The organism is Pseudoduganella sp. R-34, assembly GCF_049904655.1.
Taxonomy (GTDB): domain Bacteria; phylum Pseudomonadota; class Gammaproteobacteria; order Burkholderiales; family Burkholderiaceae_D; genus Rugamonas.
Window position 1 is genome coordinate 205,391 of the sequence record NZ_CP184572.1, and the last position, 26,553, is coordinate 231,943.

A 26,553-nucleotide genomic window follows, 5' to 3' on the forward strand; every position below is an offset into this window, starting at 1 on the left:
CGCCCGCAAGGCCGCCATGATCCACGCCGCCTTCCCCAAGCTGCTGTCGTCGCAAATCGCGTTCGACATCGCGCGCACCATCCGCGAGGGGTTCGACAAGCACTACCGCCTGTTCCGGCAAGCGGCGCAGGCGGCCAAGCGGCATTTCGAGCAAGGCGACTGGGCGGTGGCCCAGGTCGCGGCGCGTGAACGGATCGACTTTTACGACAAGCGCGTGCAGGAGTGCGTGCAGATGCTGGAGGACGAATACGATCCGTCCGAGCTGACCGATGAAGTGTGGCGCGAACTCAAGCTGCACTACATCGGCATGTTGTCCGGCCACAAGCAGCCGGAGCTGGCGGAGACTTTCTTCAACTCGGTGTGCTGCAATATCCTGCACCGCTCCTACTTCCACAACGAATTCATTTTCGTGCGCCCGGTCGTATCGACCGAGTACATCGACACGGAAGAAGTAGCTCCGACCTACCGCGTGTACTACCCGGGCAAGGACGGCCTGACCTTCACGCTCAAGCGCATCGTCACCAACTTCCAGTTGAACACCCCGTTCGCCAACCTGTCGCGCGATGTCGCGCTGGTGGAAGAACGGCTGTCCGACCTGTTCGGCGAACTGGAACCGAATGCGCAAATACAGATTCTTTCGAGCCTGTTCTTCCGCAACAAGGGCGCCTACATCGTCGGCCGCGCCATCAACGGCAGCCGCGAACTGCCTTTCGTGGTGCCTATCCTGCACAACAAGAACAAGCAGCTGGTGCTGGATGCAGTGTTGACGGAGCAGCAGGACATCGTTCTGCTGTTCTCGTTCACGCGCGCCTACTTCCTGGTCGACATGGAAGTGCCGTCGGCCTACGTGCAGTTCCTGCGCAACCTGCTGCCGCTCAAGCCACGCAGCGAGATCTACACCATCCTCGGCCTGCAGAAGCAGGGCAAGAATGCCTTCTACCGCGACTACCTGCAGCACCTGAAGCACTCGTCCGACCTGTTCGCGATTGCGCCCGGCATCCGCGGCCTGGTGATGCTGGTGTTCGCGCTGCCGTCCTTCCCTTATGTGTTCAAGGTGATCAAGGACTTCTATCCGCCGCCGAAGGAAACCACGCGCGAGCAGATCAAGTCCAAATACCTGCTGGTGAAGCACCACGACCGAGTGGGCCGCATGGCTGACACGCTGGAGTACTCCAACGTCGCCTTCCCGCGCAACCGCTTCAGCGAAGAGCTGGTGATGGAGCTGAAGCACTTCGCACCATCGCTGATCGAAGAAGAAGGCGATCAGCTGGTGATCAGGCACCTGTACATTGAACGCCGCATGGTGCCGCTGAACATGTTCCTGTCGCACGCCGATGAAGTGGGCGACGATGCGGCACTGGAGCATGGCATCATCGAATATGGCAACGCCATCAAGGACCTGGTGGCAGCGAATATCTTCCCGGGCGACATGCTGTACAAGAATTTCGGTGTCACCCGTCACAAGCGTGTCGTTTTCTACGACTACGATGAAATTGAATACATCACGGACTGCAACTTCCGTGTGATTCCGGCGCCACGCAACGAGGAGGACGAAATGTCCGCCGAGCCGTGGTACCCCATTGGAAAGCACGACGTGTTTCCCGAGCAGTTCGACAAGTTCTTGCTCGGTAACGCGAAAATCCGAAAATACTTTATGAAGCACCACGCCGAGCTGCTCTCGCCTCACTGGTGGGCCAGGAAAAAAGCGCTGATCGCCAGTGGTGTCATTGAGGACGTGTTCCCGTATCCCCAGCACGTCCGTTTCCGCAACCGAGATTCGCTGCCCGAGGCAGCGAAGCAAGCAACACCTTCCCTTTTGGAGACCTTTGAAAATGAATGACCCAATCGTAATCGTCGGCGCAGCACGTACCCCAATGGGCGCCTTCCAGAGCGACTTCGCAAGCCTGAGCGCCAATGACCTGGGCGCAGTGGCCATCAAGGCCGCCGTCGAACGCGCAGGCATCAAGCCGGAAGCGGTCGAACACGTCTACTTCGGCAACTGCCTGATGGCAGGCCAGGGCCAGGCGCCAGCACGCCAGGCTTCGATCAAGGCTGGCCTGCCGGTATCGGCCGGCGCCGTGACCCTGTCCAAGATGTGCGGCTCCGCCATGCAGGCAGCGATCTTCGCCTACGACGCACTGGCAGCCGGCAGCGCTGAAGTGATCGTGGCAGGCGGCATGGAATCCATGACCAACGCCCCTTACCTGATTCCGAAAGCACGCGGCGGCTACCGCATCGGCCACGGCATGATGTTCGACCACATGATGTACGACGGCCTGGAAGACGCCTACACCCGCGACGCCAAGACCGGCGCCGGCCGCTCCATGGGCACCTTCGCCGAACAGTGCTCGGCTGCCTACAAGTTCACCCGCGAAGCGCAGGACAACTTCGCCATCGAATCCGTCAAGCGTGCGCAAGCGGCACAGGCATCCGGTGCCTTCAACTGGGAAATCGCCCCGGTGACCGTATCCGGCCGCGCCGGTGACGTAGTGATCGACAAGGATGAAGGCCCGCTGAAAGCCAAGATCGAAAAGATCCCAGCCCTGAAGCCAGCCTTCGCCAAGGACGGCACCATCACCGCCGCTTCGTCCTCCTCGATCAACGACGGCGCTGCCGCCCTGGTCATGATGCGCGAATCCACCGCCAAGAAGCTGGGCGCCACCGTGATCGCCAAGGTCACCGGCCACGCCACCAACTCCCTGGTGCCGGAACAGTTCACCACCGCCCCAGTGGGCGCGATCCAGAAGCTGCTGGCCAAGACCGGCTGGAAAGTCGGAGACGTTGACCTGTTCGAGATCAATGAAGCCTTCGCCGCCGTGCCAATGGCAGCGATGCACGACCTGGACATCCCGCACAGCAAGGTGAACGTGCACGGCGGTGCTTGCGCCCTGGGCCACCCGATCGGCGCCACCGGCGCGCGCATCATCACCACCCTGATCGGCGCATTGAAAGCCAAGGGCGGCAAGAAGGGCGTGGCAGCACTGTGTATCGGCGGCGGCGAAGCCACTGCCATGGGCATCGAGCTGGTTTAAGCACGATGGCGCTGGCACTCGTTATCGGCGCCTCGCGCGGCATCGGCCTGGAACTGGTTCGCCAGTACCTGGCCGACGGCTGGCGCGTGATCGCCACGGCCCGCAGGAAAGAAGATGTCGCCATGCTGGCCGAGATGGGTGCCGAAGCCCATAAGCTGGATGTAACGAATGTGGAAGCCGTAGCAGGCCTGGGCTGGAAACTGGATGGCGAACAGCTGGACGTCGCCATCCTGAACGCCGGCGTGTACGGCCCGCGCAGCGACGGCTTCCCGATGCAAACCGATTTCGACGCCGTCATGCACATCAACGTGCTGTCGGCGATGCGGCTGCTGCCGATCATCGCGCCGCTGGTGTGCGCGGGCCGCGGCAAACTGGCCGTGATGTCGTCGCGCATGGGTTCCCTCAGCGAGCGCCAGGGTTCATCCGGCTCGCTGTACCGCGCCAGCAAGGCCGCGCTGAACTCCGTGCTGGTCGACACCGCGCACCAGTTCGGCCCGCAAGGCGCCACCTGCGTGGCGCTGCACCCGGGCTGGGTGCGCACCGACATGGGCGGCGCCGGCGCCGCGCTATCGGTCGAAGAAAGCGTGCGCGGACTGCGCAAGGTGCTGGCCGAACTGCCGGCATCCGAACAAGCCGTCTACCGAGACTATGACGGTTCACCAATAGGCTGGTAAAGCCGAGCCCGTGTCACACCCTGGGGTCACACCCCAAGTGTGACACGGGCCCAGCCGTACAGAAAGACAACAATGATCCTCAACGAACAACACGAAATGATCCGCGACGCGCTGCGTGCGTTTTCGCAGGAGCGCCTGGCGCCCAACGCAGCGCGCTGGGATAAGGAACATCACTTCCCGAAAGAAGAACTGAAGGAACTGGCGGCATTAGGCGCCTTCGGCGTCGCCGTGCCGGAAGAACTGGGCGGCGCGGGCCTCGATTACGTTTCGCTGGCACTGGTGCTGGAAGAAATCGCGGCCGGCGATGGCGGCACCTCCACCGTCATTTCGGTGAACAACTGCCCGGTGTGCAGCATCGGCATGATGTATGCGAACGAACAGCAGAAGCAGCAATGGCTGCGCCCGCTGGCGCAAGGTGAGATGCTGGGCGCCTTCGCCCTGACCGAACCGCACACCGGCAGCGATGCCGCCGCCCTGCGCACCACCGCCACGCTGGATGGCGGCGACTACGTCATCAACGGCACCAAGCAGTTCATCACTTCCGGCAAGCATGCCGACGTGGCGATCGTGTTTGCCGTGACCGACAAGGCAGCCGGCAAGAAAGGCATCAGCGCCTTCTGGGTGCCGACCAATACGCCCGGCTACATTGTGGCTGGCATCGAGCACAAGATGGGCCAGCATTCTTCCGACACCGCGCAGATCCTGTTCGAGAATTGCCGCGTGCCGGCAGCGAACATGATCGGCGAGCCAGGCCAGGGATACAAGATCGCCCTGTCCGGCCTGGAAGGAGGCCGTATCGGCATCGCTTCGCAATCGGTCGGCATGGCGCGTTCCGCCTTTGAAGCAGCGCTGAAATACGCACGCGAACGTGAATCGTTCGGCAAGCCGATCTTCGAGCACCAGTCGGTGCAGTTCAAGCTGTCGGAAATGGCGATGCAGCTGGAAGCCGCACGCCAGCTGATCTGGCATGCCGCGTCGCTGAAAGACGCCGGCCAGCCGTGCCTGAAAGAGGCGGCGATGGCCAAGCTGTTCGCCTCCGAGATGGCGGAGCGCGTCTGCTCCGACGCGATCCAGATTCACGGCGGCTATGGCTACACTGCCGACTTCCCGGTGGAACGCATCTACCGCGACGTGCGCGTTTGCCAGATCTATGAAGGCACGAGCGATATCCAGAAACTGCTGATCGCCCGCGCGTTGTGATGCAAGCGGGAGCTACGGCTCCCGCGTCGGCGGTTGTTGCGGCGAACCCGGGCAATCGCCGAGGCTGTCCAGGCTCTTTTTCGCCTGCTCCATTCCGTTCTGGCTCGCCATCGTGAACCAGTACTTCGCCTCGGTACACTTATCCGGGCTCGAAGTGCCCAGCACGCGCACGCCCAGGTTATATTGGGATGTCACGTGGCCATTTAATGCCGCCTTCCTGAACCAATAGTAGGCTGCTTCACGATTGCGGGTCGTAAAATCATAAAAGAAGCCCAGGCGGGCGGCCGCCCTGTTGTCGCCGGCATTAGCTTTGCCAACCAGTTCATTCCTTTCGGCTTCAGTCAACAAGAATGCAGAATTCGCATAATGCGGCTCTGCTTTTTTGGGCTGTTTATCATGCGCAATGACTTCAGTTGAAAGCAGGCACGCAGCGGAAAGCACGGCAATAATAGCGGTCGGTTTCGGCACATCGGTTCCCTTTGAGTTCTGGCAAGCATTACATGTTGCATGCCAAATGGCCAGCCCTTCGCGAATTTCGTCTGTTTGTAACACTTTGTCGGATTTCAAGTGCATATATGCTGAGAGGTTGTGGCTCTTATAAAATGTCCGCCATAAGGAGAAAGACATGGTTCATGTGATGTTGGTGGAAGATGATGAGCGCCTGGCCGAATTGGTCACGGAGTACCTCGCCGGTTATGAATTCAAGGTCGAGGTGGTGCCGCGCGGCGACGAGGCCCTGTCGCGCTTCAAGGCGGCCAATCCCGACGTCGTGGTGCTGGACCTGATGTTGCCGGGCATGGATGGCATGAAGGTCAGCCAGCAGATTCGCGACATCAGCGACGTGCCGATCCTGATCATGACCGCCCGAGAGGATTCCTACGATGAGGTATCGCTGCTGGAGCAAGGCGCGGACGATTTCATCAACAAGCCGGTGCAGCCGCGCGTGCTGCTGGCGCGCCTGCGCGCCCTGCTGCGCCGCCGCCAGGGCAAGCCGGAGGTGGACCACCTGAGCTTCGGCCAGCTGAGCATTGCGACCAGCGACCGCTCGGTCACCTGGCGCGGCCAGCCCTGTCCATTGTCGAATACGGAATACAAGCTGCTGCTGGTGCTGGCGGAAGCTGCGGGAACCGTGCTGTCTCGCGATGCGCTGCTGAAGACCATGCGCGGCATTGAATTCGATGGCCTGGACCGTTCGATCGATAACTCGATTTCAAAACTGCGCCGCAAGTTCGACGATACCGATGGCGAGAAGATCAAGACCGTTTGGGGCGAGGGGTACCTGTTCTCGCCGTCGGCCTGGAACTAGAACCGGTCAACCTGGGTCAGGTCCTGGCCCGCTCATTCAAACAGCGGCGCAATGGCGAGCGGGGTATTCTGGCTGACGACCTGGCCCTGCGCAGACCAGTCGGCAAAGCGGTAAGTAGCGGTACGATAAGTGCCGAGCGTTTCGCCGTCGAAGGCTGGACCATCAACTACTGGCAGGGGCGCTTCGCGCGGCCCGTATTTCGCCTGCACCAGCGCATCCGCGCGATTGCCGAACACGAAACGCACACCGCCGCACTTTTTCGAGCCGTAGGAGGAATCAATGTAGCGCTGGTAGGCCAGCGCCTGTTCGCACGCTGCCCGCAAGTCGGTCGACTCGTAAATGCCGTCGTTGCGCGTCAGGATCGTGACGCGCGGCGCAAAGCGGTAGCTGGCCATGCGGCGGTTCAGCGCCAGCACGGCGTTATCATCGTAGGCTGCCTTCAGCAGCGGGAAAACGGCGCGGCCGGTGGCGTCCAGCGGCAGGTTAAGCTGGGTGTTCTTGCCTGTCAGAGTCAGGTGCAAGCCTTCCAGCGTCGCCATCGGATCACGCGGGCTGACTTCGTAATGGATCTGCAGGAAATTCTTCGGCTTGCCGTATTTGGCAAACACGACCATCTGCTTGTAAGCGTCGCGATAGCTGACCCACTCCTCCTGCGCCTGGACGGCGCAGCTCACCACTGCCAGGCATACAGCCGGCAGCGTGGTGCGGAGCAAGGTCAAAATCTTCATCAGAATCGGTAAGCCAGGGCCGTGGAAACGGAATAGTTGGTAGCCCGTTCGACCAGCGGGCTGTCCTTTGCATCGCCGACAAGGCGGTTGACCGTGGCGCCGGAAGTCAGCATCCAGCTTGGGCTCAACGCCCAGTTCCAGCGCACGCCGGCGCGCACATCCTGAACGCCAGCGCCGGGGCGGTAAGCGCTATTGATGCCGGAGCGGTCGGCTTCGTCCTGGGTCACACCAAACCAGGTTTCGCTATAGGCGCGGTTGACCAGCGAAGCGCCGGCCGACAGCACCACGCTGTGGTGCGGCGCCACGTCTGTCATCATGTACTGCAAGGCGGTATGCAGGCGCGCACCATTGCGCTCCCTGCCGCTGCCATATGTCAGCGTGTTCGTCAGGCGCAGCTTGGGCGATAGGTAATAGTTGAAGAAGCCGCCTGCCAGGACGCGGTGTTTGATCACGTCCATATCGCGCAGCCGGTTGGAGTCAATTTCCTCGCGCTCACGGAACTCGTCAGGGCGAAGATTGGTGTGGGCTGTGCGCGCGCCGGATTCTGCGGACACGCCGCTGAAACTGAAGGAGACGCCATCCTGGTCGCGGCGCGGCGACAGTGCCAGCATCGGCCCGAATTCCACCGATGGCGTCTGCGACAGGTGCCAGCCCAGGGCGGTGCCGGAAACAAAAATACCATTGCTCCACTGGACCTGGAGTACCGGCATGGCCAGGGTGCGGTTGTCGCTCGATCCGTCGTAGCGGGGAACCGACTGGGCGCCAATACCAATATACATATCGCGGCTGCCGTCTGGCATCGGGTTGGTGGCCGGCGTCTGCGCAGCTACGGTGCTGCAGGCGCTGGCAATGGCGAGGAACAGGTACTGTCGCATATCAAAGGTGTGCGGTTGGGAATGGCGGACATTGTAATTGCAATACCCTCCCAGGCCGCTAAAACGCTCAGCTCCCTATCCCAGATTCGTTGCGAATTCACCGAAACGGTAGCGTAATCATATAAAAAATGACTGCCGAAATCCGCCCTGAGCTGTACGCTTTTTGTCGCAAATTTGTACGACAGGTTCACTGCAAGCCATTGTTTCTTATACAATACGCCTTGATGAATCGCCTGTTCTTCCGTTTTTTCATACTGGTGATGCTGTCCATCAGTGCGGCGGCATTCATCGTCTATTTCGCCATCAACCGCCTGTTTGGCGACCCCCTCGATTCGATTGCGCGGCGCCAGGCCGCAGCCCAGATCTTCCTCCTCGAGCAGTACATCGACCAGGCCCCGGCCGACCAGTGGCTGGACCGCCTGAACAAGGTGCGCGAGGTTTCCGGCGTGCGTTTCGAGCTGGTGCCGCTGGGCGATGTGCGGCGGCAGCTGTCCGGCATCGACGCGGCGGGCTTCGAGCGCGGCGACGTGGTGCTCGATATCGGGCGCAAGGCCTTCTACCGGCGTGTGGACCTGGTCGGTGAGCGCTATATCGGCAGCAACGAGGAAGCGCTAGTGGCGCAGGACTTGCCGATCGATATCGGCTTTGCGCTATCGATGGAGGCGGTGCGCTACCTAATCGTGGCCCTGGTGCTGCTGATTCCGATCGCGGCCTGGTCGCGGGCGCACTGGCAGGGGCTGCAGCAGCTATCCGATGTGGCGGACCGCTTCGGCGGCGGCGAACTGGGGGCACGGGCGCATATGGAGCCCAAGGACAGCATCTATCCGCTGGCGGAGCGCATCAACCACATGGCCGACCGCATCGAGCGCTTGCTTGATTCCCAGCGCAACCTGCTGCACTCGGTGGGGCATGAGATTCGCACCCCGATCGCACGGCTTGAATTCGCGCTGGAGTTGCTGCGCGATGCGGCGGAAAACCCGGCGCTGGACAAGCGCATCAACGCCATGGAAGGCGACCTGCGCGAACTGAAGGAGCTGGTCAACGAGCTGCTTGGCATGACCCGCCTGGATGCCGAACAGCACCTGCAGCGCCGTCCGTTCGACCTGAGCTCGGCACTGGCCCATTGCCGCGAGACCCTGCCGCCTTCCGAAGGCATGCTGCTGGAAATGGAATTGGGCGGCACGCTGGGCCAGTTCAGCGGCGACCAGCGCTTGCTGGAACGCGCGGTCGGCAACCTGCTGCGCAATGCGCTCAAATACGGCACGCGTTCGGTGCGCCTGGGCGCGGCGCGGATCGGCAGCGTAGTGCAGGTGGTGGTCGAGGACGATGGTCCCGGCATCCCGCATGCCGAGCGCGAACGCATTTTCGAACCCTTCTACCGGCTGGACCGCAGCCGCGACCGCAATACGGGCGGCTTCGGCCTGGGGCTATCGATCGCGCGCAAGGCGGTGCAACTGCATGGCGGCACCCTGGTGGCCGGCAGTTCCGCGCTGGGCGGGGCGCGCTTCACGATCACGCTGCCGGGCTAGCAGGCGGTCTTGGTCTGCAGGCGGTGCGGGGCCTTGTTCTGCTCCCCGCGACCGACCCGTTCGAATTCCGAAATCACCTGCGCGCCGAACAGCAGCAGGGTGGCGCCAATTTCCAGGCTGAACATGACGACGATGGCCGTCGTCATCGAGCCGTACACCAGGTTCACCTGCGACAGTGTGGTGAAGTACCAGACCAGCACATGGCGTGCTACTTCCCACAGCGCAGTGGCGGTGGCGCCGCCGATCAGGGCGTGCGGCCAGGACAGGCGACCGACCGGCATGACCAGGTAGATTGAGCTCAACATCAGAACCTCCCCCGCCAGTCCCAGCAGGTAGAGCAGCACGCCGGACAGGCCGTGCAGCGACCACTTATAGCCGAACAGGTGCACGCTTTCCTCGCCGATCACCTGCAGGCTGCCCGCCACCAGGGTCATCACCAGCGCCCCAACGCCAAGGAACAGGATGTAGCAGTAGGGCAGGACCGCCGACACCAGGTAATGACGCCGGCGCACCTTGGCGCGGTGCAGGAAGATGAAGCACATGGCGTTTTCCAGCACGGAGAAAGCCAGGGAGCTGAAGAACAGCATCACCAGCACCAGCGCCCAGCCGACCAGTTCACGATGCTCCAGGAAATGGCCGACTTCGGCCACCACGGCCTTTGACTGCCCGGGGATCAGCCACTCGAGATAGCGGCCGATAATCTGCAGCAGCTCCTGCTGTGGAATGATATGGGACAGCGCCACCACCACCAGCATCAGCAGCGGAACGATGGACAGCAGCGAGTAATAGGCCACGGCGCCGGCCAGCAACAGCCCCTGGTTGGCCCGGAAACCCTTCAGGCACTGCAGGGCAAAATCCAGGGGATGCGCCAGCACAAAAGCCACCGCCCTGTGCTTGAGTATTCGCATCGCCCCATTCTACGCCGAAGTCCGCTGACGAGCCCGTGTCACACCGTGGGGTCACACCCCGAGTGTGACACGGGCTCGACTGTGCATTAGTTGAGCTCGTGTCACTGTTAGGGTGTGACCCCATGGTGTGACTCGGGCTCTGCTGTGGCGCTAGGAGACGGCGGGTTCGAGCAGGGTGAGGGTCTGACGTTCGGTGTCGAGGCGGGCGCGGATGCCCATCGGGAGGGTGAACTGGTCGCGGATATGGCCGAAGCTGTAGCCGCTGACGGCGGGTACTTTCAGGGGCTTGAGGTGTTGGTCGGTGGTTTCGTCCAGCGTCAGGGAAATGTCGCTGTCTTGCGGGCCGCAGTTTTCGCAAATGCCGAGCATGATGCCGGCGGCCTGATCGAATTTGCGGTTGAGCTGGAGCTGCATCAGCATGCGGTCGATCCGGTACGGCGCTTCGTTTACCTCTTCCAGGAACAGGATGCCGCCCTTGTAATTGCTGGCGTATTCGGTGCCGACCAGGGCACTGACCAAGCATAGGTTGCCGCCAGTCAGCGGACCTTCACACTGACCGGGCACCACCGTGCGCAGTCCGTAGTGCGGTTCTTCCTCTGCCTTACGGCTGTTTTCCAGCGCCATCGGGATGGTGTATTCGTCCTCCGGTTGCATCAGCACATGCATCAGATGGGTCACCGAGTAGTCGGAGAAGGTGGAGGAGGCTACCGGGCCGTGGAATGTGACCAGTCCGACCTTCTTCTGGATCGCCAGGTGCAACGCCGTGATGTCGGAGTAGCCGATCAGGATCTTGGGATTGCGGCGGATCAGCTCGTAGTCGAGGTGCTCGAGCAACTGGATGCAGCCAGAGCCGCCACGAATTGCCCAGATCGCGGTAACTTCGGGGTCGGTAAACATGGCGTGCAAGTCTTCCAGCCGCTGCTCGGGGAAGCCTCCGTAGTTGCCATACACGGCTTCCAGGTTACGGCCCAGCTTGACGTGGAAGCCCAACGATTCAATATTCTTGATGGCCTTGGCAATCGCCGGGGCGTCGGTGTGCCCGCCGGGGGCGATCAGGCCCACCGTATCGCCAGCTTTCAGGCGTGGCGGCTTGACCAGGGCGGTTTTCTTCATGGTTGGCTTTCGGGAAACTGAACGGCCGCCTGCCGCTGCCGATACTCCAGGGAGTGTGGCAGCGGCCAGGGCGGCCGTTACGATTCGGCCAAAACTGCGCCGGGTAATCACATCAGTAGAACTTGTATTTCAGGTTGAGCGCGAAGGAGCGGCCACGGCCGTCTGCCACGCGCGGGTCCCAACCGGCGCCCACCACCTCGTCCACATTATGGGCGGTGAATGGCGGGTCGGTGTCGAACAGGTTCTGGATGCCGGCCGTGATGGTGGTGTTCTTGAAGCCGGTGTACGTGCCCGAAATGCCGAAGATGCTGTAGTGCTTGATCTTCGGGTCAAAGCCGGCGGGCGGCGTGCCTTTGCCGCCATTTGGCAACTGGTCAGCGTAGTGCGAGGCGAATTTGTTGTTGAACAGTACACTCCAGTCGCCGCGCGAGACGGTCAGGCCGGCATTGTGCTTCCAGCGCAGGTAGACGTCGCGGGTGGCGAACTGGCCGACTTGCTCGATGAATGGCTGGCCTTCGAACTCGGCGAACTTGAAGGACTGCATCCAGGTGCCATCCAGCGTGGCGGTGGTCTTGTACTCGCCGAACTTGCCGTCATGGCGCATGCCCAGGTCCAGGCCGCGGGTTTTCAGGCCGGCGGCATTGATCCAGCCTGCCTCCACGTGGTCGATCACACCGGTTTGCGGGTTACGGATGATGTAGTCGTTCAGGTACTGCCAGTTCTTCAGCACTATTTGCGGCGTGCGGTTCAGGATGCGGTTCTGGATGTTGATCGCCCAGTAGTCCAGCGAGGCGGTGAAGCCGGTGAACGGCGCGATCACCATGCCAAGCGTGCCTTGCTTGGAGGTTTCGGGCTTCAGGCCCGGATTGCCGCCCGAGAAGTAGTTCAGGCGTGGAATGGCGCAGAAGGCCGGGTCGCCCGGATGCTGGGCGCAGCCCTCCTGGTCGATGGTGCCGTTGGGCAGTTCGCCCAGCAGGCGGCCCGAATAGAGCTGGGTAAAACTCGGCGCCAGGAAGCCCTTCGAGGCGGAGCCGCGGAACATCAGGTTCTGTGATGGCTGCCAGCGGAACGACACTTTCGGGTTGGTGGTGGCGCCGATCACCGAATAATCGTCGCGGCGCACTGCGAGTTGCACTTCCAGGTCCTTGATCACCGGGACGATCATTTCAGCGTAAACCGCCTTGATATTGCGGCTGACCCGGTCCTGGTTGGCGTTGCCGGGAGCGAGCAGGATCTTGGTCGCGTCGACATCCTGCGCGAACTCGTAAGTTTCCTTGCGCAGGTCGAGGCCGACTGCCATCGATACGGCACCCGCCGGGAGCTGGAATACCTCGCCCGAGATCGAACCATCGAGCTGGGTCATGGTGGTCTTGCCATGCTGCAGGCGCCCGCGGAACTTGGTCGATTCGATCAGGTTCATGGCTTCGTCGGTCTGGCTCTGGCCGGGCAACAGCCACGGATTGATCTTGCCGGTGCCAAGGGCTGAGTAGATCTGGCTGGTCCAGCCATAACCGTCGACCAGGTCGGTCTTGGTGGTGCTCTGGGCGCGCGACAGGCCAAACTTGTAGTCGTATTTACCCGCCAGCACGCCTTCCATGCCGATCAGTCCGCGCAGGTTTTCGGTCACGTTCTCCTGGGTGCGGTTGCCCCAGGGGGTTGAGCGCCATTTGTAGATGATCGGCTTGGTCTTGTCGTAAGCAGGAATGAACTGCGTCATATCCAGGTAATACGGGCCATTGACCGGATAGGCGGCGCCATTGGCCAGGCTGGTCGAAATCTGCACCGGGGTCAGTTCGGCAGTCGCCTTGGTGCGCGAGCCCAGCAGCTCCGCGAACAGCTTGTGCTCAGGGCTCAACTGGAAAGTCGCGCGCGAGATAGCGTTGGTGCGTTCGACCGGGAAGCTGATCACGTAGTCCGCGCCATAGTCATAGGCACAGGAATACCTGGTGCGGGTTGGCGCCGTAACGTCTTTCCACAGGTCGGTCTGGTATTGAGACATGCCGGGAATGCTGCCGCACTTGCCCTGGAAGCTCAGCGGGCTGGCCTGTAGGTAGGTGGTGTTGTCTCCTGGGACCTTGAAGCCCGTTCCCAATGCCGTGCCGGCGCCGGTCAGGATGTTGGCGTAGGGCGTGCCGGTGGTGTCCGGCGACAGGCCGCGCTCCGGCTGGAAGCCATTGGCGAAGTCGCGCTGGCTGGACGACAGCTTGTCGTTGACGTCATGCGTCACGCTGGCCATCACGTTCCAGCCCTGTTCGGCCAGGCTGCCCACGCCGCCCAGCAGGGAGTACCGGCGCTGCATGCCGCCACCGGCTTCAGTTGCGTTGTAGCTGGCTTCCGCTTCCAGGCCGGTGTAGTCCGTCCGCAGGATGAAGTTGACCACGCCGCCGATCGCGTCGGTGCCGTAAATGGCAGAAGCACCGTCTTTCAGGATTTCCACGCGCTGGATGGCTCCGAGCGGAATCGAATTCAGGTCGACCGCCTTGCCGGAGGCGCCGTGGTTGCCCACGCGGCGGCCATTCAGCAGCACCAGGGTGGCGTTCGGGCCCAGGCCGCGCAAGGAGGCGAAGGAGGCGCCGCCGGACACGCGGTCGGCGTCGGCGCCGAACACGTTGTTACCCGAAGTCATATTGTCGGCGCCGGTACCGTTGGCGGAAATGCTGCGCAGCAGGTCCTCAGTGCTGGTGATGCCGGCCTTCTTGATGGCATCGAAGGTGATGACTTGTACCGGGAGGGCGCCTTCGGCCGCTACACGCTTGATGCTGGAACCGGTGATCTCGACGCGCTGCATCGGCTGCGCAGCTTCCTGTGCGATTGCGGGGCTGACCACTCCAATGAGCGCAATCAGTTGCGCCAGCTTTTTAACCTTCACGAGCCTCTCCCAAGATAGGTGTTTTTTGCAGGTTAGCTCCGGAGAAATCTTGTCATCCAATGAAAATTACTCTTACGTCCATAACCTAATGTAATGCCGGCGTCACATTGCTTTTTGCTTCAATGTCGAGGTAGCGCCAGTTGGTGAGTTCGACTGGGTGTCGGTTGTAGTTTTTAAGCCACGGTTGCTGGATATCGGCCGAGATCGGGTGGATCAGCAATACCCAGGGGTTATAGGCGTGGATCAGCTGGTTCAGCTCGCGGTACAGGGCGTTGCGCTCCGCACCGTCGCTGAGCTGGCGGGCTTTCTCGTAACGGGTGTTGTAGTCAGGCAGGTTGAAGCGGGCGTAATTGGCGCGGCCGCTATTTGGGCCCCACAGCAGCTGGAAGAAGTTGTCCCCGTCCGGGAAGTCGGCGATCCAGTTGGTTTCGAACATCTGCACCTTGCCGAGGCGGCTGGCCTTGATGATTTCGGTCTTCTTGTCGGTCTTGAAGCTGACCCGGATGCCCAGGGCATTCAGGTTCTTGCGCCACAGCTCGTCGCGCAGGCGGCCGACCATGGTCGGCTCGCTGTGCATGACCAGCGCCAGCGGTTGCCCGTTAGGCAGGGTGCGGAAGCCGTCCTTGCCCACCTTGTAGCCGAAGCGGTCGAGCAGGGCTTTGGCCAGCTTGGGGTTGTAGCTGATCGGGCTGCGATAGGCCCGGTCGTAGCCCAGCACGTTCGGCGGCAGCGGGCTTTGCGCGGGGATGGCCAGGCCTTTCTTCAGCAGGGCGATGTCCTCGGGGCTGTTATAACCCAATGCTATGGCGCGGCGCAGGGCGACCTTTTCCTTGCTGTAGCCGCCGATCACCGGATCGTCCATGTTCATCCACATGTAATAGGTCTGCAGCACCGGGAATGGGGACAGCACCATGCCACGTGCGGCCAGGTCCTTTTTCAGCACTGGCTTGGCCGACGACGGATCGAGCACCATGTCGCGCATCGACTCGGGCACCTGCTCGATATAGTCGAACTCGCCATTCAGGAAGCCCAGCACGCGCGACTGGTATTCCTCCATGATCTTGACTTCGACCTTGTCGACAAGCGGCAGGTGCTTGCCTTGCCAGACCTGGTGGTAGCCCTTGTTGGCGGCCAGCGTGATCTTGTCGCTGCGCTTCCATTCTTCGATGACGAAGGGACCGCTGCCGACCGGGTGGTTGCCGACCTGGCTGCCGTAGGCATCGGTCACCTCTTTCGCCACCGCGCCGGTAGCCGGCAGGGCAAGATAGAACAGCAGGCTTGGGTCGGGTTCTTTCAGCGTCAGGCGCAAGGTGTACTTATCAAGCACGCGCAAGTCCGCCAGTTTGCCCTCGAACATGAAGGACCAGGGCGACTTTAACGCCGGATCGAGGAGGCGTTCGATGGCGAATTTATAATCCGAGGCCGTAACTTCGCGCTTCTTTCCCTTAAATGCGGGATCATCGCTGAAGAACATGCCGGGCTTGAGGTGGAAGGTCCAGACCTTGCCGCTGGCATCGCTGGTCGGCATTTCGCGCAGGCTGCTGGGGGCCAGTTTGACCGGGCGCGCTTCGTAGTCGTAGCGCAGCATCGGCTCAAACAGGTTTTCAAGCAGGCTCAGGCTGGCCAGATCGGAGGCGACGGCAGGATCGAGGCCGGTTTCGCCCGTCGACAGGAAGGCGTGCAGGACTTTGTCGGCTGCCAGCACTGCCGGAGCTGCGCCAGCCAGGGCAAGGGACAGGGCGGCGGCGAGAACGCGAAAGTTTTTCATGCGGCGGAGCATAAGCCAGTGCGTGGCGATACGCCAGCTTATAACTTTTTTACATGAGCGAAGCGCATACTTTCATCCGCTGGCCCTATACTTTCGCTGCAAAATTGGTCATTCCACTACAAGAAGTACATCCATGTCCCTCAATTACATCTGGTCCGGATTTTTCCTCGTCGGCTTCGCAGCCGCCATCATCCAATGGCTGTTCATGGGCGATACGGAGATCTTCAAGAAGATCATCGACGGGACTTTCGAATCCGCCAAGCTGGGTGTGATGGACATTGCGCTGCCGTTGGCAGGCGTCATGACGCTGTGGCTGGGGATCATGAACGTAGGCGAAAAGGCGGGCGCAATCGGCTGGCTGGCCAAGATCATCTCGCCCTTCTTCTCGCGCATCTTCCCGGAGGTGCCGAAGGACCACCCGGCCACCGGTCATATGGTGATGAACTTCTCGGCCAACCTGCTGGGCCTCGACAACGCCGCCACTCCATTCGGCCTGAAGGCGATGGAAAGCCTGCAGTCGCTTAACCCGAACAAGGACACGGCCAGCAACGCCCAGATCATGTTCCTGGTGTTGCACACTTCCGGTCTGACCCTGATCCCGCTGGCGATCATGGCGCAGCGCGCCATCCTCGGCGCGGCCGATCCCTCCGATATTTTCATTCCGTGCATGATCGCCACCTACGCCGCTACGATCACCGGCATCATCGCGGTCGGCATCCGCCAACGCCTGAACCTGTTCGACCCTGTGCTACTGGCCTGGATCGGCGGCATGACGGCGGCCATCGCGGGACTGATCTGGTATTTCACCGCTTTCCTCACGCGCGAGCAGATCGAGGTGGTGTCCAAGGTGGCGTCCAACCTGATCCTGATTTCGATCATCGCGGCCTTCATCATCGGCGCCTTGCTCAAGAAGGTGAACGTGTACGAGGCGTTCATTGAGGGCGCGAAGGGCGGCATCCAGACTTCGCTGACGGTGATTCCTTATCTGGTCGGCATGCTGGTGGCGATCAGCGTACTGCGCAACGCGGGCGTCTTCGGTTTGGTAATGGATGCTTTCAACTGGGTGTTCAGTGCGCTCGGCCTGCGCACGGATTTCGTGCCTTCGCTGCCGACCGCGCTGATGAAGCCTTTCAGCGGTTCCGGTTCGCGCGCCATGATGATCGATGCGATGAAGACCTACGGACCCGACTCCTTCGTCGGCCGCCTGGCTTGCATCTTCCAGGGTTCGGCCGATACCACCTTCTATATCGTGGCGCTGTACTTCGGCTCGGTCGGCATCCGCAAGACACGCTATGCAATTTCCGCCGGCCTGATTGCGGATCTCGCGGGGGTTTTGACCGCGATTGCGGTAGCCTACGTGTTTTTCGGTTAAGGACCCATTGATGCGCCGCCTGCTTCTTGCCACATTGTTTGCCACATTGTTTGCCGCAATCAGCGCTTGCGCCCAGGCGGCGCTGCCGGAGCCGATCGCCAGGCTGGCCGCCGAAAAAGGCATTCCGGAAAATGCCATCGGGGCGGTGGTGCTGCGCGGCGATGAGGTGCTGGTGTCGCACGAAGCGACGCGTACCTTTACGCCTGCCTCGATCATGAAGCTGTTCACCACCATGGTGAGCCTGGATGTGCTCGGGCCCCAGTTCCGTGGCCGCACCGAGCTGCGCACAACAGGAGAAGTTGCGGGCGGCGTGCTGCATGGCGACCTGGTGCTGCGCGGCGGCGCCGATGGCGACTTCACTGCCGACGCCTTCACGCATATGCTGGAAAAACTGCGCACCAAAGGCATCCGCAGGATCGAAGGCAACCTGGTGCTGGACCGCCAGCTCTGGCAGCCGGCGCGTGCCGATGCAGGTGCGCCGCCGTTCGATGAATCGCCTGAGGCGTATTACAACCTGATTCCCGATGCGCTGCTGCTGAACATGAACCTGCAGACCCTCGATATCACGTCCGATGCGAAGTCGATCAAGGCCAGCGTGCTGCCGGAACTGGACAATGTGCGCGTGCGTTCCGAGCTGACCTTGGTAGACCGCGATTGCGCAAAGTGGGAGGACGGCTGGAAGATTCCCGAATACGTGCGCAACGGTCCAAACCTGACCGTGGTGCTGAAGGGGACATTCCCGCGCAACTGCAGCCGGACCAATGTGATCAATGTCCTGGACCGCACGGATTACGCCGAGCGCCTGTTCCGCGCGACCTGGGAACGGCTTGGAGGCCAGTTCAGTGGCCAGGCGGTCGAGGCTTCCGAGGCGCAGTCACGCGCCTTCAATAGCGGTTCGTCGACGCTGTTGGCCGAGCATGTGAGCCGATCCCTGCCCGAGATGGTGCGCGATACCAACAAGCTGTCCGACAATGGACTGGCCCGCACCATTTTCCTGAGCCTGGGCAGCCTGCAGGCCGATCCCTTGCTTGGCAGCCGGCCGCTGCCCGACCTCGCGGACGCTCCCGCCGCCCAGCCCCAATGCTGCGCCATGATGGATGCGCCACCTCGCATGCCCACGCAGGTCCGTGCCGAACTTGAGATCCGCACCTGGCTGCGCGGCCAGGGCGTCGACGATACCGGCATGGTGTTCGAAAACGGTTCCGGCCTGTCGCGCATCGAACGATTTACTCCCAATCAGATGGCCGGCCTGCTGAGGGTCGCGCAAACGTCCCTGTGGGCGCCCGAGTTCCTCACTAGCCTGCCGATTGCGGCGATCGATGGCACCATGAGGCGCCGCCTGAAAGAAAGCCCTGCAGCGATGCGCGCCCGCATCAAAACCGGTTCCCTCAAGAACGTGGTCGCGATCGCCGGCTACGTCCCCGACGCCAGTGGCCGCCAGTGTATCGTGGTGGTCATGGTCAACCACGAACGCGCTGGCAACGGCAATGGCCGCGCGCTGGCAGACGGCGTGATCGATTGGGTCGCGCGCAGCGCGGCACCGCAAGCGGCAAACGAGGTGCCGAGCGCACGATAAGGAGCATCCATGAGCGAAACGAAACAGTATTGGTTCCCAGCCAAAAGCCATGGCTGGGGATGGGGCGTGCCTGGCACCTGGCAGGGTTGGCTGGTGCTTGCCGCCTACGTGGTGGCCATGGCGGCCGGCGCAGTGGTGCTGAATCCTGCGCGTTCACCGCTTGGATTCCTGGTCCTGACCACGGCCGCCACGGCGATCTTTATCCTGGTTTGCTACCTCACGGGTGAACCTCCGCGCTGGCGTTGGGGGAACGATGGCAAGACGAAGTAAAGGGATTCCGAGCGCGCTGCTGGCGGTTGTAGTTGCGGTGGCGGCGTATTGGTACTGGTCGCCGCTGCTGGTTGTGCACCAGATGAAGGAAGCGGTGCGGGTGCATGATGTGGAGGCCTTCAATAGCCACGTCGATTTTCCGGCGCTACGCGAGAACATGAAGGACGATATCGCCGGCAAGCCGGGCGACGATGCGCTCAGCGGCTTCGGGCGCCTGCTCGGCGGCGTGGTGGTGGATGCACTGGTGCGGCCGGAGGCGGTGATGTTTGTGCTGGAGCACGGTGATTTTGCGAAGAAGCGCGACCGGCGCCACGAGGATCGCGACGCCCGTGACCGTGAGCGGGAACGGGACGAAGAGCCGGACTCCGGCGCAGCGAAACCGAAATGGGTGACCGAGCGCGATGGCGTCGACCGCTACATCGTCCGCAACGACAAGATCGCGCTGGTCTTCGTCCGCAACGGCTTTGCGGACTGGAAGCTGTCCGAATTTCGCCTATGACGCGCGCAGCACCTTGCGCGTGGCCCACACGATTGGAAGGCTGAACAGGAAGATGTGCGACAGGATGTCCATGCCCCATGAGAAGGCATTGAACGTCACCGGGCGCGGGAACGCCGATAGCGGCAGCACCACCAGTCGCATCGTGAAGAACACCAGCAGGCCGTAGCCGACGGCCGCCAGCAGCGGTTTGCGCGCCAATGCCGGGGCGCGTCGCGCCGCGAAGAAGAAGAGCGCCATCCACACAAAACTCAAGGCGAAGTGGCAGGCCAGGCCGAATGCAGCGGCGGGAGCGCCGCCGGTGAAGGCCGCCTTGCCCAGTGCACCGCTGGCCACCACTTGCAGCAGGCGCTCCGGCGGCATGCCGTTATAGCCGGCGAAGCTGATCGCGAACAGGATGTCCAGCAAGCCGCCCAGCGTGCCGCCGGTCAGGATTGCTCGTGTGGTAGACCAGGGCTGCTGCATAAGGGCTGTCTCCTTATAGGACTTTGGTGTAGTCGCGGCGCACCAGCACGCGGTCGCCGCAGTCGAAATGCCACCATTCGCTGTTGATGCCGGCGAAGCCAGCCTGGAACATGGCATCGCGCAGCAACTGGCGGTTGGCGACTTGTGCGGCAGTCAGTTCCCCGCTGGCGAGGTGCCGTGCCTCAAGCACCGGGTGCGACAATTCCGTCATGTCGTCGAAGCCCGTGCCCATGTCGAGCTCCTGGCCGGATGGGTCGAGGATGGTGATGTCGACCGCCATGCCGAAGGAATGGATCGAGCCGCGTTCCGGCGGCGCCAGGTACATCTGCAGGCTGGTGCCGGCCAGCGCCTGCCACAGCTCTTCCTGCACGCGGTGCGGGCGCAGGGCGTCGAGCAGCAGCGCCTTGTAGCCGGGAGCGCGCCGTGCCAGGTAAGCCACCACCCGTTCGATGGCGGCGGCGGCGTCGCGATGCAGCCAGGCGCAATCGAGCGGCGAATACAGGTCGCGGCCGACGAAGTTGTCCGGCCCCGCATAGCGCAGGTCGACCGCGATACCGGCGATGGTGGCCAGGTGGCGGAAGTCGGGGTTACCGAGAACGTCTTCGCTGCGGGTGGTCTTGCTCATTGCTTTCCTTGTTCCAGGCAGGCGCGCGCCATGCTGGCGATGGAGTCGGCCAACTGGCGGGCGCCGTGCGACAGCGGCGCGTGGCTGTTCGTCAGCAGGAAGAGCTGGATCGGAATGGCCGGCGCCCACTGGCGTTTCTGCACCTTGGCCGGATCGGCCGACGCCGCCGTGAAAGGATCGACCACGGCCAGGCCGGCGCCGGCTTCCACCAGCGAACGGGCAATCTGGTAAGTCTGCACCGTGGTGCGGAAGTTGGGCTGGATGCCCTGTGCTTCGCAGGAAGCCACGATCATCTCGCCCAACGGGTCGTTGTCGGCATGGCCTATCAGTTCACCGCTCAGGCCTTCCGCCGTCAGCGGCATGCCCGCTTCATCGCTGCGCCAGGTACCGGCCGGCGCGATCACCGTCATCACGCCTTGTGCAATCGGTTCGGCGATGATGCCGGGGTGGCGCGGGTCCTGCAGCGAAAGCGCCATGTCGGCTTCACCCAGGCGCAAGGTGTTGACGATTTCGGAGGTGTGGTGGGTGGCCAGTTCGCAGCGCGTGTCGGGAAATTCCTTGCGCCATTCGCTCATGGCTTGCGGCAGGACGCTGATAGCGATGGTCGGCGTCGACACCAGCCCCACGGTTTCGACGGCGCGGCCTTTCAGGCTGGCCGCCAGGCGGCGGATGCCCTGCAGGTCGCGGTGCAGTTTTTCGGTCTCGGCAAAAAGGCGGTGCGCTTCCGGCTTCGGGTACAGCTTGCCGCGCACGCGCTCGAACAGCGGCATGCCCAGTTGCAGCTCGGCGTGCTGCAACACCTTGGTCACGGCTGGCTGGGAAATATGCAGCACCTGGGCGGCGCCGCTGATGGTGCCAACCTGCATGATGGCGTGGAAAACTTCGATGTGGCGCAGCCGCATTGTCCTGGTTCCTCTTCCTCGGCGCCGCCGGTCGTCCCCTGCGGCATGTTGGCAGGATAGGGGAAAGCCGGCGGCCGTGCAAACCGCCTTACTGTATTGGCTTGGGCGCAGTCAGCACGTCGAGGATGGCGGCGGATTCGGCGTCCGGCACGCCGTCCCATTTGCTGTTGCGGTACTTGGCCTGGAAGGTCACCAGCACATTCTGGGTTTCTGGGTCCAGCACGCCGGTCTGCGGGGTGGCGTAGCCGTGCTGGGCCAGCTTTTGCTGGAACCAGGCGATGTCCGGCAGCTGGGCTTCGTATTGCGGACGCACCGCGGCCACGGCGGCCGCGTCCGGCCAGGCGATCAGGCCTTCGTCGGCCAGCCGCTTCCACGGGAACATCGGGCCGGGATCCTGCTTGCGTTGCGGTGCGATATCGGCGTGGCCGAGGAAGTTTTCCGGTGCGATCTGGTGGCGTTCCTTGATCTGCTTGAGCAGGGCGACCAGCTGGTCGATCTGGCGCTCGGAGAAGCCATACCAGTGGCGGCCGTCGGGCATGTCCTTGAAGCCGGGGTTGACGATCTCGATGCCGATCGAGCTGTGGTTCAGCGCCGTGTAGTTCTTCCAGCTGCTCAGCCCGGCGTGCCAGGCGGCGCGGTTTTCGTCGACCAGGGCGTAGACGCGCGGCTCATTCTCGTCGGTGATGAGATAGTGGGCGCTCACATCTTTCTCGGTCAGCAGCTTGATCGACAGCGGCAAGTCGGTCACGGTGTAATGGATCACGACGAAACGCACGCGGCTGCTCTGCCCTTTGGAGGTCAGCGAATGGTCGATGTTCGGCAGCTGGGTGGCACAACCGGTCAGCAGGGCGATCAGGGAAGCGAGCAGCAGTTTTTTCATGGTTTCCTTAGTTGCGTGGCCGGGCGGCCATCCTGGCAGCCGCATGATGCGGCCTGGCGCTGCGTTTTTGCAAATGGAATTCAGGCGGCAAGTCGGTGCGCATGGCTTCGAAAATCAGGGGATGCAGTTCGGCCGCGCGGCCGGACAGGACAATCGGCCGCGCGCCGAAGCGCGTCACCAGCGCCAGCGCCAGGCGCGCCAGTTCGCGGCCAGCCTGCAGCAGGATGTGGCGGGCGGCGGGGTCGGCCCCCGCGCTCATGGCAACGGCCAGCGCCAGCTTGCCGATGTCGCCGCGCTCCTGGGTGTACATGAAGTTGCGCGAGAAAGACCAGTCGCTGCCGCCGACATGGTCGAACACCGCATGCGCCATCGGCGAGTCCTCCCAGGCGCCGGGCTGTTCATCCTCGCCGCGCCAGATACGGCGCATCGCTTCGCGCGCAATCCAGAAGCCGCCGCCGGCATCGTCCAGCATGACGCCGCGGCCGCCGGCGCGGTGGAATTCGCCTTGCTCGTCGATGAAGGCGGCAATTGAACCGGTACCGGCATAGACCAGGTAACCCTGGCCGGGCTCGAAGGCGTCGAGATAGGCAACTTCGATATCGTTGCAGAGCGTGATGGCGTCCAGGCGTACGCCGAGCAGCGTGGAGAGCCAGTCCAGCAGCACGGCGCCATCGCCGCCGAAGCCAGTCAGCCCGGCGCAGATGCGCAGTGGCTTGCCGGCTTCCAGTACGTCTTGCGCCAGCTGGCTGAAGATGGTGTGGATCAGCTCGCGTCCGGCCGGCTTGGCCATCATCAGGGCGGACAGCCCGGCGACCGTTCCTTCGGCCACGATGTCGCCTGCCGGGGTGGCAAGCGCCCAGCGTGTTTCCGTGCCTCCAGCATCGATTCCCAGCCCTAAGGTACGATCGGTGTCAGGTTTGCCCATGATCTGTCGAGTGTACGTTGAAACGCCGACATCTTTGCATGAAAGCGCGTGCGGCACTCATTCCAAAAAGTTATAACGCAGCGGAAACTCTTGGACTTTCATTGCCTAAGCGGTCGATTGCCGATACCACCACGCTGCGGGCCGGCACGCCATTATCGTCGGTCAGCACCACTTCGCTGCGGCCGGCAGGCACCACGTTGAAGCGCCATTCTTCGCCGTAGTGCGCCCAGATCGCAAGCTGGGTGGCACGGCCGGCGTTGCCAAGGGTAAGCGACAGTCCGCTGGCGTGGCGCTTGACTGCCACGGTCGGCGCTGGCGGCGCTTCGCTGCCCAGCCATGGCGAAGCCGGCACCAGCGCCGGTCCCTGGTAGCTGGTGGCCTTCAGGTGGTCGCTCACGCCTTTGCGGTTTTGCATCAGGGCCGCAATGCTGAAATGAATGTGGCCGTTCGCGTTGCCGCGGCTGCGCGTGACGCCGACCTGCTGCACGATTTCATCCGCGCTGAAGGACTTGCTGCTGTCGTCAATGCGGCTGGTGTACAGGCCCGGCCAGATATGGCGGCCGCGCTTGTTCTGTCCCAGCCAGTAATCGAGCAACACGGGGAAAGCTTGCGGCTGCTGCGCGATCGGCCAGTACAGCTGCGGGGCCAGGTAATCGAGCCAGCCGTTCTGCAGCCACAATTCGGCGTCGGCATACAGCTTGTCGTACTGGCTGAAGCCCTGGATGCCGGGCGGGCGGCGGTCCGGGCGGCCAATGCCGAAGGGGCTGATGCCGAAGCGCACCCACGATTTTTCCTTGTGGATACCGGTGTAGAGCGCTTCGATCAGCTGGTTGACGTTCTGGCGGCGCCAGTTGGCGCGGTCCAGGGTGCCGCCGCCTTGCAGGTAGCGCTGGTACGGGGCGCCGTCGGGGAAATCCAGCTCGGGCTTGTTGCCGTTCGACGGCGCGTCCAGGGCCGCCTCGCCGCCATTGGCGCCGGGCGCTTCAATCGGATAAGGGTAGAAGTAGTCGTCGATGTGGACGCCGTCGATGTCGTAACGGCGCACCACGTCCAGGATCACGTCCAGCGTTTGCTGGGCGGCGGCTTCCTCGCCGGGGTCCATCCACTGGAATTTGCCATATTGGCGCACCACTTGCGGCCTGGTGTTGGCTACATGCTCACGCGCGTTCGGCGTGCGGGCGGCTGAATGGCGGGCACGGTAGGGATTGAACCATGCGTGCAGTTCGAGGCCGCGGGCATGAGCCTGCGCGATCCAGAAGGCCAGCGGGTCCCAGGCCGGCTCGGGAGCCTTGCCCTGCTGGCCGGTGAGGAACTCGGACCAGGGCTCGAGCTTGGACGGGTAAATGGCGTCGGCGCTCGGGCGCACCTGCAGCACGATCGCGTTCAGGTGCAGTGCCTTGGCGCGGTCGAGGATGGCGAGGGCTTCGGCCTGCTGGCGCGCCGGCGGCAGGTTGCTGCGGCTGGGCCAGTCGATGTTGGCCACCGTCGACACCCAGGCAGCGCGGAATTCGCGCGGCGCGGCAGGCGGCTGTTCGCCGGTGATGCGTTGCTGCACCGGCGCCGGGCTTGCCGCCGTGACCGGGGCGGGCGTATTGCCGCTCCCGCCACCGGAGGGTGGTGCCGCGGCGTCGCCGGCGGCTGGCACGGTCGGCGTCGACGAACACGCCCCCATTAATGCGGCCACGCCGGCCGCGGCGGCGGCTATGGTCAGCCGCCTTTTCGCATTAAAAGCCAAAACCAAATCCTCACATCAGCAGGAGCCGTATTCTACCTATTCCCGGCCAAAGTCCGGATCTATCTTGATCAGTGCCGTCATGATGAAGGCGGGGATGGTTGCCGTGCAGACATAAATGAAGAAGTGCTGGTAGCCGAGATACTCCTGGATCGCGCCGCTGGCCATTTGCGGAATCATCATCCCCAGCGCCATGAAGCCGGTGCAGATCGAATAATGCGCAGTCTTGTGCTCGCCCTGGCTGACCATGATCATGTACATCATGAACGAGGTGAAGCCGAGCCCATAGCCGAACTGCTCCACTGCCAGGCAAGTCGCGATCCAGGCGAAGTTTTGCGGTTGCGCCTGCGACAGGTAGACGAAAATCAGGTCCGGAATATGGATCGCAATCGCGAAAGGCCACAGGCAGCGCTTGAGGCCAAAGCGCCCGATCAGCCAGCCGCCCACCAGGCCGCCGAGGATCAGGCCGACGATGCCGATCGTGCCGTAGGCAATGCCCACAGCGGCGGTGTCCAGGCCAAGGCCGCCTTTCTCCAGCGGGTCTTTCAGGAACGGCACCACCATTTTCAGCAACTGCGACTCGCCAAGGCGGAACAGCAGCAGGAACAGCAGGATCACGACGATGCCGTCCTTGCGGAAGAAGGCGGAAAATGTCGCGAAAAACTCCTGCATCGGCGCCGACGAGTGCACTGCCGGCTTGTCTTCCGCCGGCCTTGGCAGCACGACGAAGTGATAGAGCGCCAGCGCCAGGAAGACCGCGCCGGTCACACCGAAGGTGATAGCCCAGGCCATATGGGGATTGCCGTGGTACTTGATGATTTCGCCGGCCAGGAATAGCAGGCCGCCGTTGCAGGCCACGTTGGCCGCGCGATAGAAAGTGCTGCGCACGCCGACAAATTCCGCCTGCTGCTTCTGCCGCAGGCCGAGCATGTAGAAGCCGTCCGCCGCGATATCGTGGGTGGCGGAGCTGAAGGCCATCAGCCACATGACGCCAAGGCTAAGCTGGAAAAAGTTCGAGAGCGGCAGCGTGAAGGCAACCGCCGCCAGCGACACGCCCAGCACCATCTGCAGGATGGCGACCCAGGAGCGCTTGGTGCCGAACATTTCGATCAGGGGAGACCACAGCGGCTTGATCACCCATGGCAGGTACAGCCAGCCGGTGTAGAACGCCATCTCCGTGTTGGAGATGCCAAGATCCTTGTACATGGCGGTGGACAGCGCCATCACCACGAAATAGGGAATGCCCTGGTTGAAATACAGTGTCGGAACCCAGCCCCAGGGGCTGCGTTGCTGCGCTCGATCCATTAC

General features: G+C 62.7%; 24 protein-coding genes. 10 read left to right on the plus strand and 14 right to left on the minus strand.

All coding sequences use genetic code 11. The annotated features are described in order from the left end of the window. The first annotated feature begins 16 nt into the window (after window positions 1–16). The 4 genes from aceK to ACN9MW_RS00935 all read left to right on the plus strand — a co-directional run bounded on the left by aceK (window position 17) and on the right by ACN9MW_RS00935 (window position 4,906). The gene (gene aceK, locus ACN9MW_RS00920) at window positions 17–1,840 is read left to right on the plus strand and encodes a bifunctional isocitrate dehydrogenase kinase/phosphatase (RefSeq protein ID WP_426166677.1); all 1,824 of its coding nucleotides are present in this window, start codon (window positions 17–19) and stop codon (window positions 1,838–1,840) included. Continuing rightward, window positions 1,833–3,032, plus strand: coding sequence for an acetyl-CoA C-acyltransferase (locus ACN9MW_RS00925; protein ID WP_426166679.1), 1,200 nt, complete (start codon window positions 1,833–1,835; stop codon window positions 3,030–3,032). Before aceK ends, ACN9MW_RS00925 begins: the two co-directional genes overlap by 8 nt. Window positions 3,033–3,037: 5 nt before the next feature. Next, entirely contained in the window at window positions 3,038–3,706 is a 669-nt protein-coding gene (locus ACN9MW_RS00930) for an SDR family oxidoreductase (protein ID WP_426166681.1), read from the plus strand. A gap of 72 nt (window positions 3,707–3,778) precedes the next feature. Beyond that, entirely contained in the window at window positions 3,779–4,906 is a 1,128-nt protein-coding gene (locus ACN9MW_RS00935) for an acyl-CoA dehydrogenase family protein (protein WP_426166683.1), read from the plus strand. A gap of 12 nt (window positions 4,907–4,918) precedes the next feature. Here ACN9MW_RS00935 and ACN9MW_RS00940 read toward each other — a convergent pair whose 3' ends face one another. Further along, entirely contained in the window at window positions 4,919–5,473 is a 555-nt protein-coding gene (locus ACN9MW_RS00940; RefSeq protein WP_426166685.1) for a tetratricopeptide repeat protein, read from the minus strand. A 58-nt stretch (window positions 5,474–5,531) separates the two neighbouring features. On the opposite strand from ACN9MW_RS00940, the gene ACN9MW_RS00945 reads away from it, so the two are divergent. Then, window positions 5,532–6,212 carry a response regulator gene (locus tag ACN9MW_RS00945; protein ID WP_426166687.1) on the plus strand — a complete coding sequence of 227 codons (681 nt, stop codon included), beginning with the start codon at window positions 5,532–5,534 and terminating at the stop codon, window positions 6,210–6,212. 32 nt (window positions 6,213–6,244) lie between these two features. On the opposite strand, the gene ACN9MW_RS00950 is transcribed toward ACN9MW_RS00945, so the two are convergent. Both ACN9MW_RS00950 and ACN9MW_RS00955 read right to left on the minus strand, forming a co-directional pair. Continuing rightward, complete coding sequence (locus ACN9MW_RS00950; protein ID WP_426166689.1) at window positions 6,245–6,940, minus strand: hypothetical protein; 696 nt, start codon at window positions 6,938–6,940, stop codon at window positions 6,245–6,247. Next, window positions 6,940–7,815, minus strand: coding sequence for a MipA/OmpV family protein (locus ACN9MW_RS00955; protein WP_426166691.1), 876 nt, complete (start codon window positions 7,813–7,815; stop codon window positions 6,940–6,942). The genes ACN9MW_RS00950 and ACN9MW_RS00955 overlap by 1 nt, the downstream gene beginning before the upstream one ends. A 224-nt stretch (window positions 7,816–8,039) precedes the next feature. Here ACN9MW_RS00955 and ACN9MW_RS00960 point away from each other — a divergent pair, with 224 nt between their 5' ends. Then, complete coding sequence (locus tag ACN9MW_RS00960) at window positions 8,040–9,344, plus strand: ATP-binding protein (RefSeq protein WP_426166693.1); 1,305 nt, start codon at window positions 8,040–8,042, stop codon at window positions 9,342–9,344. Here ACN9MW_RS00960 and ACN9MW_RS00965 read toward each other — a convergent pair. The 4 genes from ACN9MW_RS00965 to ACN9MW_RS00980 all read right to left on the minus strand — a co-directional run bounded on the left by ACN9MW_RS00965 (window position 9,341) and on the right by ACN9MW_RS00980 (window position 16,002). Continuing rightward, window positions 9,341–10,252 (minus strand): YihY/virulence factor BrkB family protein, encoded by a 912-nt coding sequence (locus tag ACN9MW_RS00965; RefSeq protein WP_426166695.1) that lies wholly within the window; start codon window positions 10,250–10,252, stop codon window positions 9,341–9,343. The genes ACN9MW_RS00960 and ACN9MW_RS00965 overlap by 4 nt on opposite strands. A 150-nt stretch (window positions 10,253–10,402) precedes the next feature. Then, window positions 10,403–11,365: a S66 peptidase family protein gene (locus ACN9MW_RS00970; protein WP_426166697.1), complete on the minus strand. Its 963-nt coding sequence runs from the start codon at window positions 11,363–11,365 to the stop codon at window positions 10,403–10,405. A gap of 112 nt (window positions 11,366–11,477) precedes the next feature. Continuing rightward, window positions 11,478–14,234 (minus strand): TonB-dependent receptor, encoded by a 2,757-nt coding sequence (locus ACN9MW_RS00975; protein ID WP_426166699.1) that lies wholly within the window; start codon window positions 14,232–14,234, stop codon window positions 11,478–11,480. 85 nt (window positions 14,235–14,319) lie between these two features. Continuing rightward, the gene (locus ACN9MW_RS00980) at window positions 14,320–16,002 is read right to left on the minus strand and encodes an ABC transporter substrate-binding protein (RefSeq protein ID WP_426166701.1); all 1,683 of its coding nucleotides are present in this window, start codon (window positions 16,000–16,002) and stop codon (window positions 14,320–14,322) included. A gap of 133 nt (window positions 16,003–16,135) precedes the next feature. On the opposite strand from ACN9MW_RS00980, the gene ACN9MW_RS00985 reads away from it, so the two are divergent. Genes ACN9MW_RS00985 through ACN9MW_RS01000 form a run of 4 tightly spaced genes read left to right on the plus strand, consistent with a single transcriptional unit; the run spans window position 16,136 to window position 19,719 of the window. Further along, a complete protein-coding gene (locus ACN9MW_RS00985) occupies window positions 16,136–17,374 on the plus strand; it encodes a nucleoside recognition domain-containing protein (protein ID WP_426166703.1) in 1,239 nt (412 codons plus the stop codon). A 10-nt stretch (window positions 17,375–17,384) separates the two neighbouring features. Beyond that, window positions 17,385–18,950: a D-alanyl-D-alanine carboxypeptidase/D-alanyl-D-alanine endopeptidase gene (gene dacB / locus ACN9MW_RS00990; RefSeq protein ID WP_426166705.1), complete on the plus strand. Its 1,566-nt coding sequence runs from the start codon at window positions 17,385–17,387 to the stop codon at window positions 18,948–18,950. A gap of 9 nt (window positions 18,951–18,959) precedes the next feature. Beyond that, the gene (locus ACN9MW_RS00995; protein ID WP_426166707.1) at window positions 18,960–19,220 is read left to right on the plus strand and encodes a hypothetical protein; all 261 of its coding nucleotides are present in this window, start codon (window positions 18,960–18,962) and stop codon (window positions 19,218–19,220) included. Further along, window positions 19,204–19,719, plus strand: a complete 516-nt coding sequence (locus ACN9MW_RS01000; protein WP_426166709.1) for a DUF2939 domain-containing protein — start codon at window positions 19,204–19,206, stop codon at window positions 19,717–19,719. Before ACN9MW_RS00995 ends, ACN9MW_RS01000 begins: the two co-directional genes overlap by 17 nt. Here the strand turns inward: ACN9MW_RS01000 and ACN9MW_RS01005 are convergent. The 7 genes from ACN9MW_RS01005 to ACN9MW_RS01035 form a co-directional block, all read right to left on the minus strand. Further along, window positions 19,714–20,181: a hypothetical protein gene (locus ACN9MW_RS01005; RefSeq protein WP_426166711.1), complete on the minus strand. Its 468-nt coding sequence runs from the start codon at window positions 20,179–20,181 to the stop codon at window positions 19,714–19,716. The two genes, ACN9MW_RS01000 and ACN9MW_RS01005, sit on opposite strands and share 6 nt — an antisense overlap. A 13-nt stretch (window positions 20,182–20,194) precedes the next feature. Continuing rightward, window positions 20,195–20,806 carry a M15 family metallopeptidase gene (locus ACN9MW_RS01010; RefSeq protein ID WP_426166713.1) on the minus strand — a complete coding sequence of 204 codons (612 nt, stop codon included), beginning with the start codon at window positions 20,804–20,806 and terminating at the stop codon, window positions 20,195–20,197. Next, a complete protein-coding gene (locus ACN9MW_RS01015; protein ID WP_426166715.1) occupies window positions 20,803–21,708 on the minus strand; it encodes a LysR family transcriptional regulator in 906 nt (301 codons plus the stop codon). Before ACN9MW_RS01015 ends, ACN9MW_RS01010 begins: the two co-directional genes overlap by 4 nt. Window positions 21,709–21,796: 88 nt before the next feature. Beyond that, window positions 21,797–22,588: a peptidoglycan recognition protein family protein gene (locus ACN9MW_RS01020; RefSeq protein ID WP_426166717.1), complete on the minus strand. Its 792-nt coding sequence runs from the start codon at window positions 22,586–22,588 to the stop codon at window positions 21,797–21,799. 7 nt (window positions 22,589–22,595) lie between these two features. Further along, entirely contained in the window at window positions 22,596–23,513 is a 918-nt protein-coding gene (locus ACN9MW_RS01025; protein WP_426166719.1) for an N-acetylglucosamine kinase, read from the minus strand. Between the two features lie 70 nt (window positions 23,514–23,583). Beyond that, entirely contained in the window at window positions 23,584–25,254 is a 1,671-nt protein-coding gene (locus ACN9MW_RS01030; RefSeq protein WP_426166721.1) for a glycoside hydrolase family 10 protein, read from the minus strand. 30 nt (window positions 25,255–25,284) lie between these two features. Next, window positions 25,285–26,550 carry an MFS transporter gene (locus ACN9MW_RS01035; protein WP_426166723.1) on the minus strand — a complete coding sequence of 422 codons (1,266 nt, stop codon included), beginning with the start codon at window positions 26,548–26,550 and terminating at the stop codon, window positions 25,285–25,287. Window positions 26,551–26,553 lie beyond the last annotated feature (3 nt).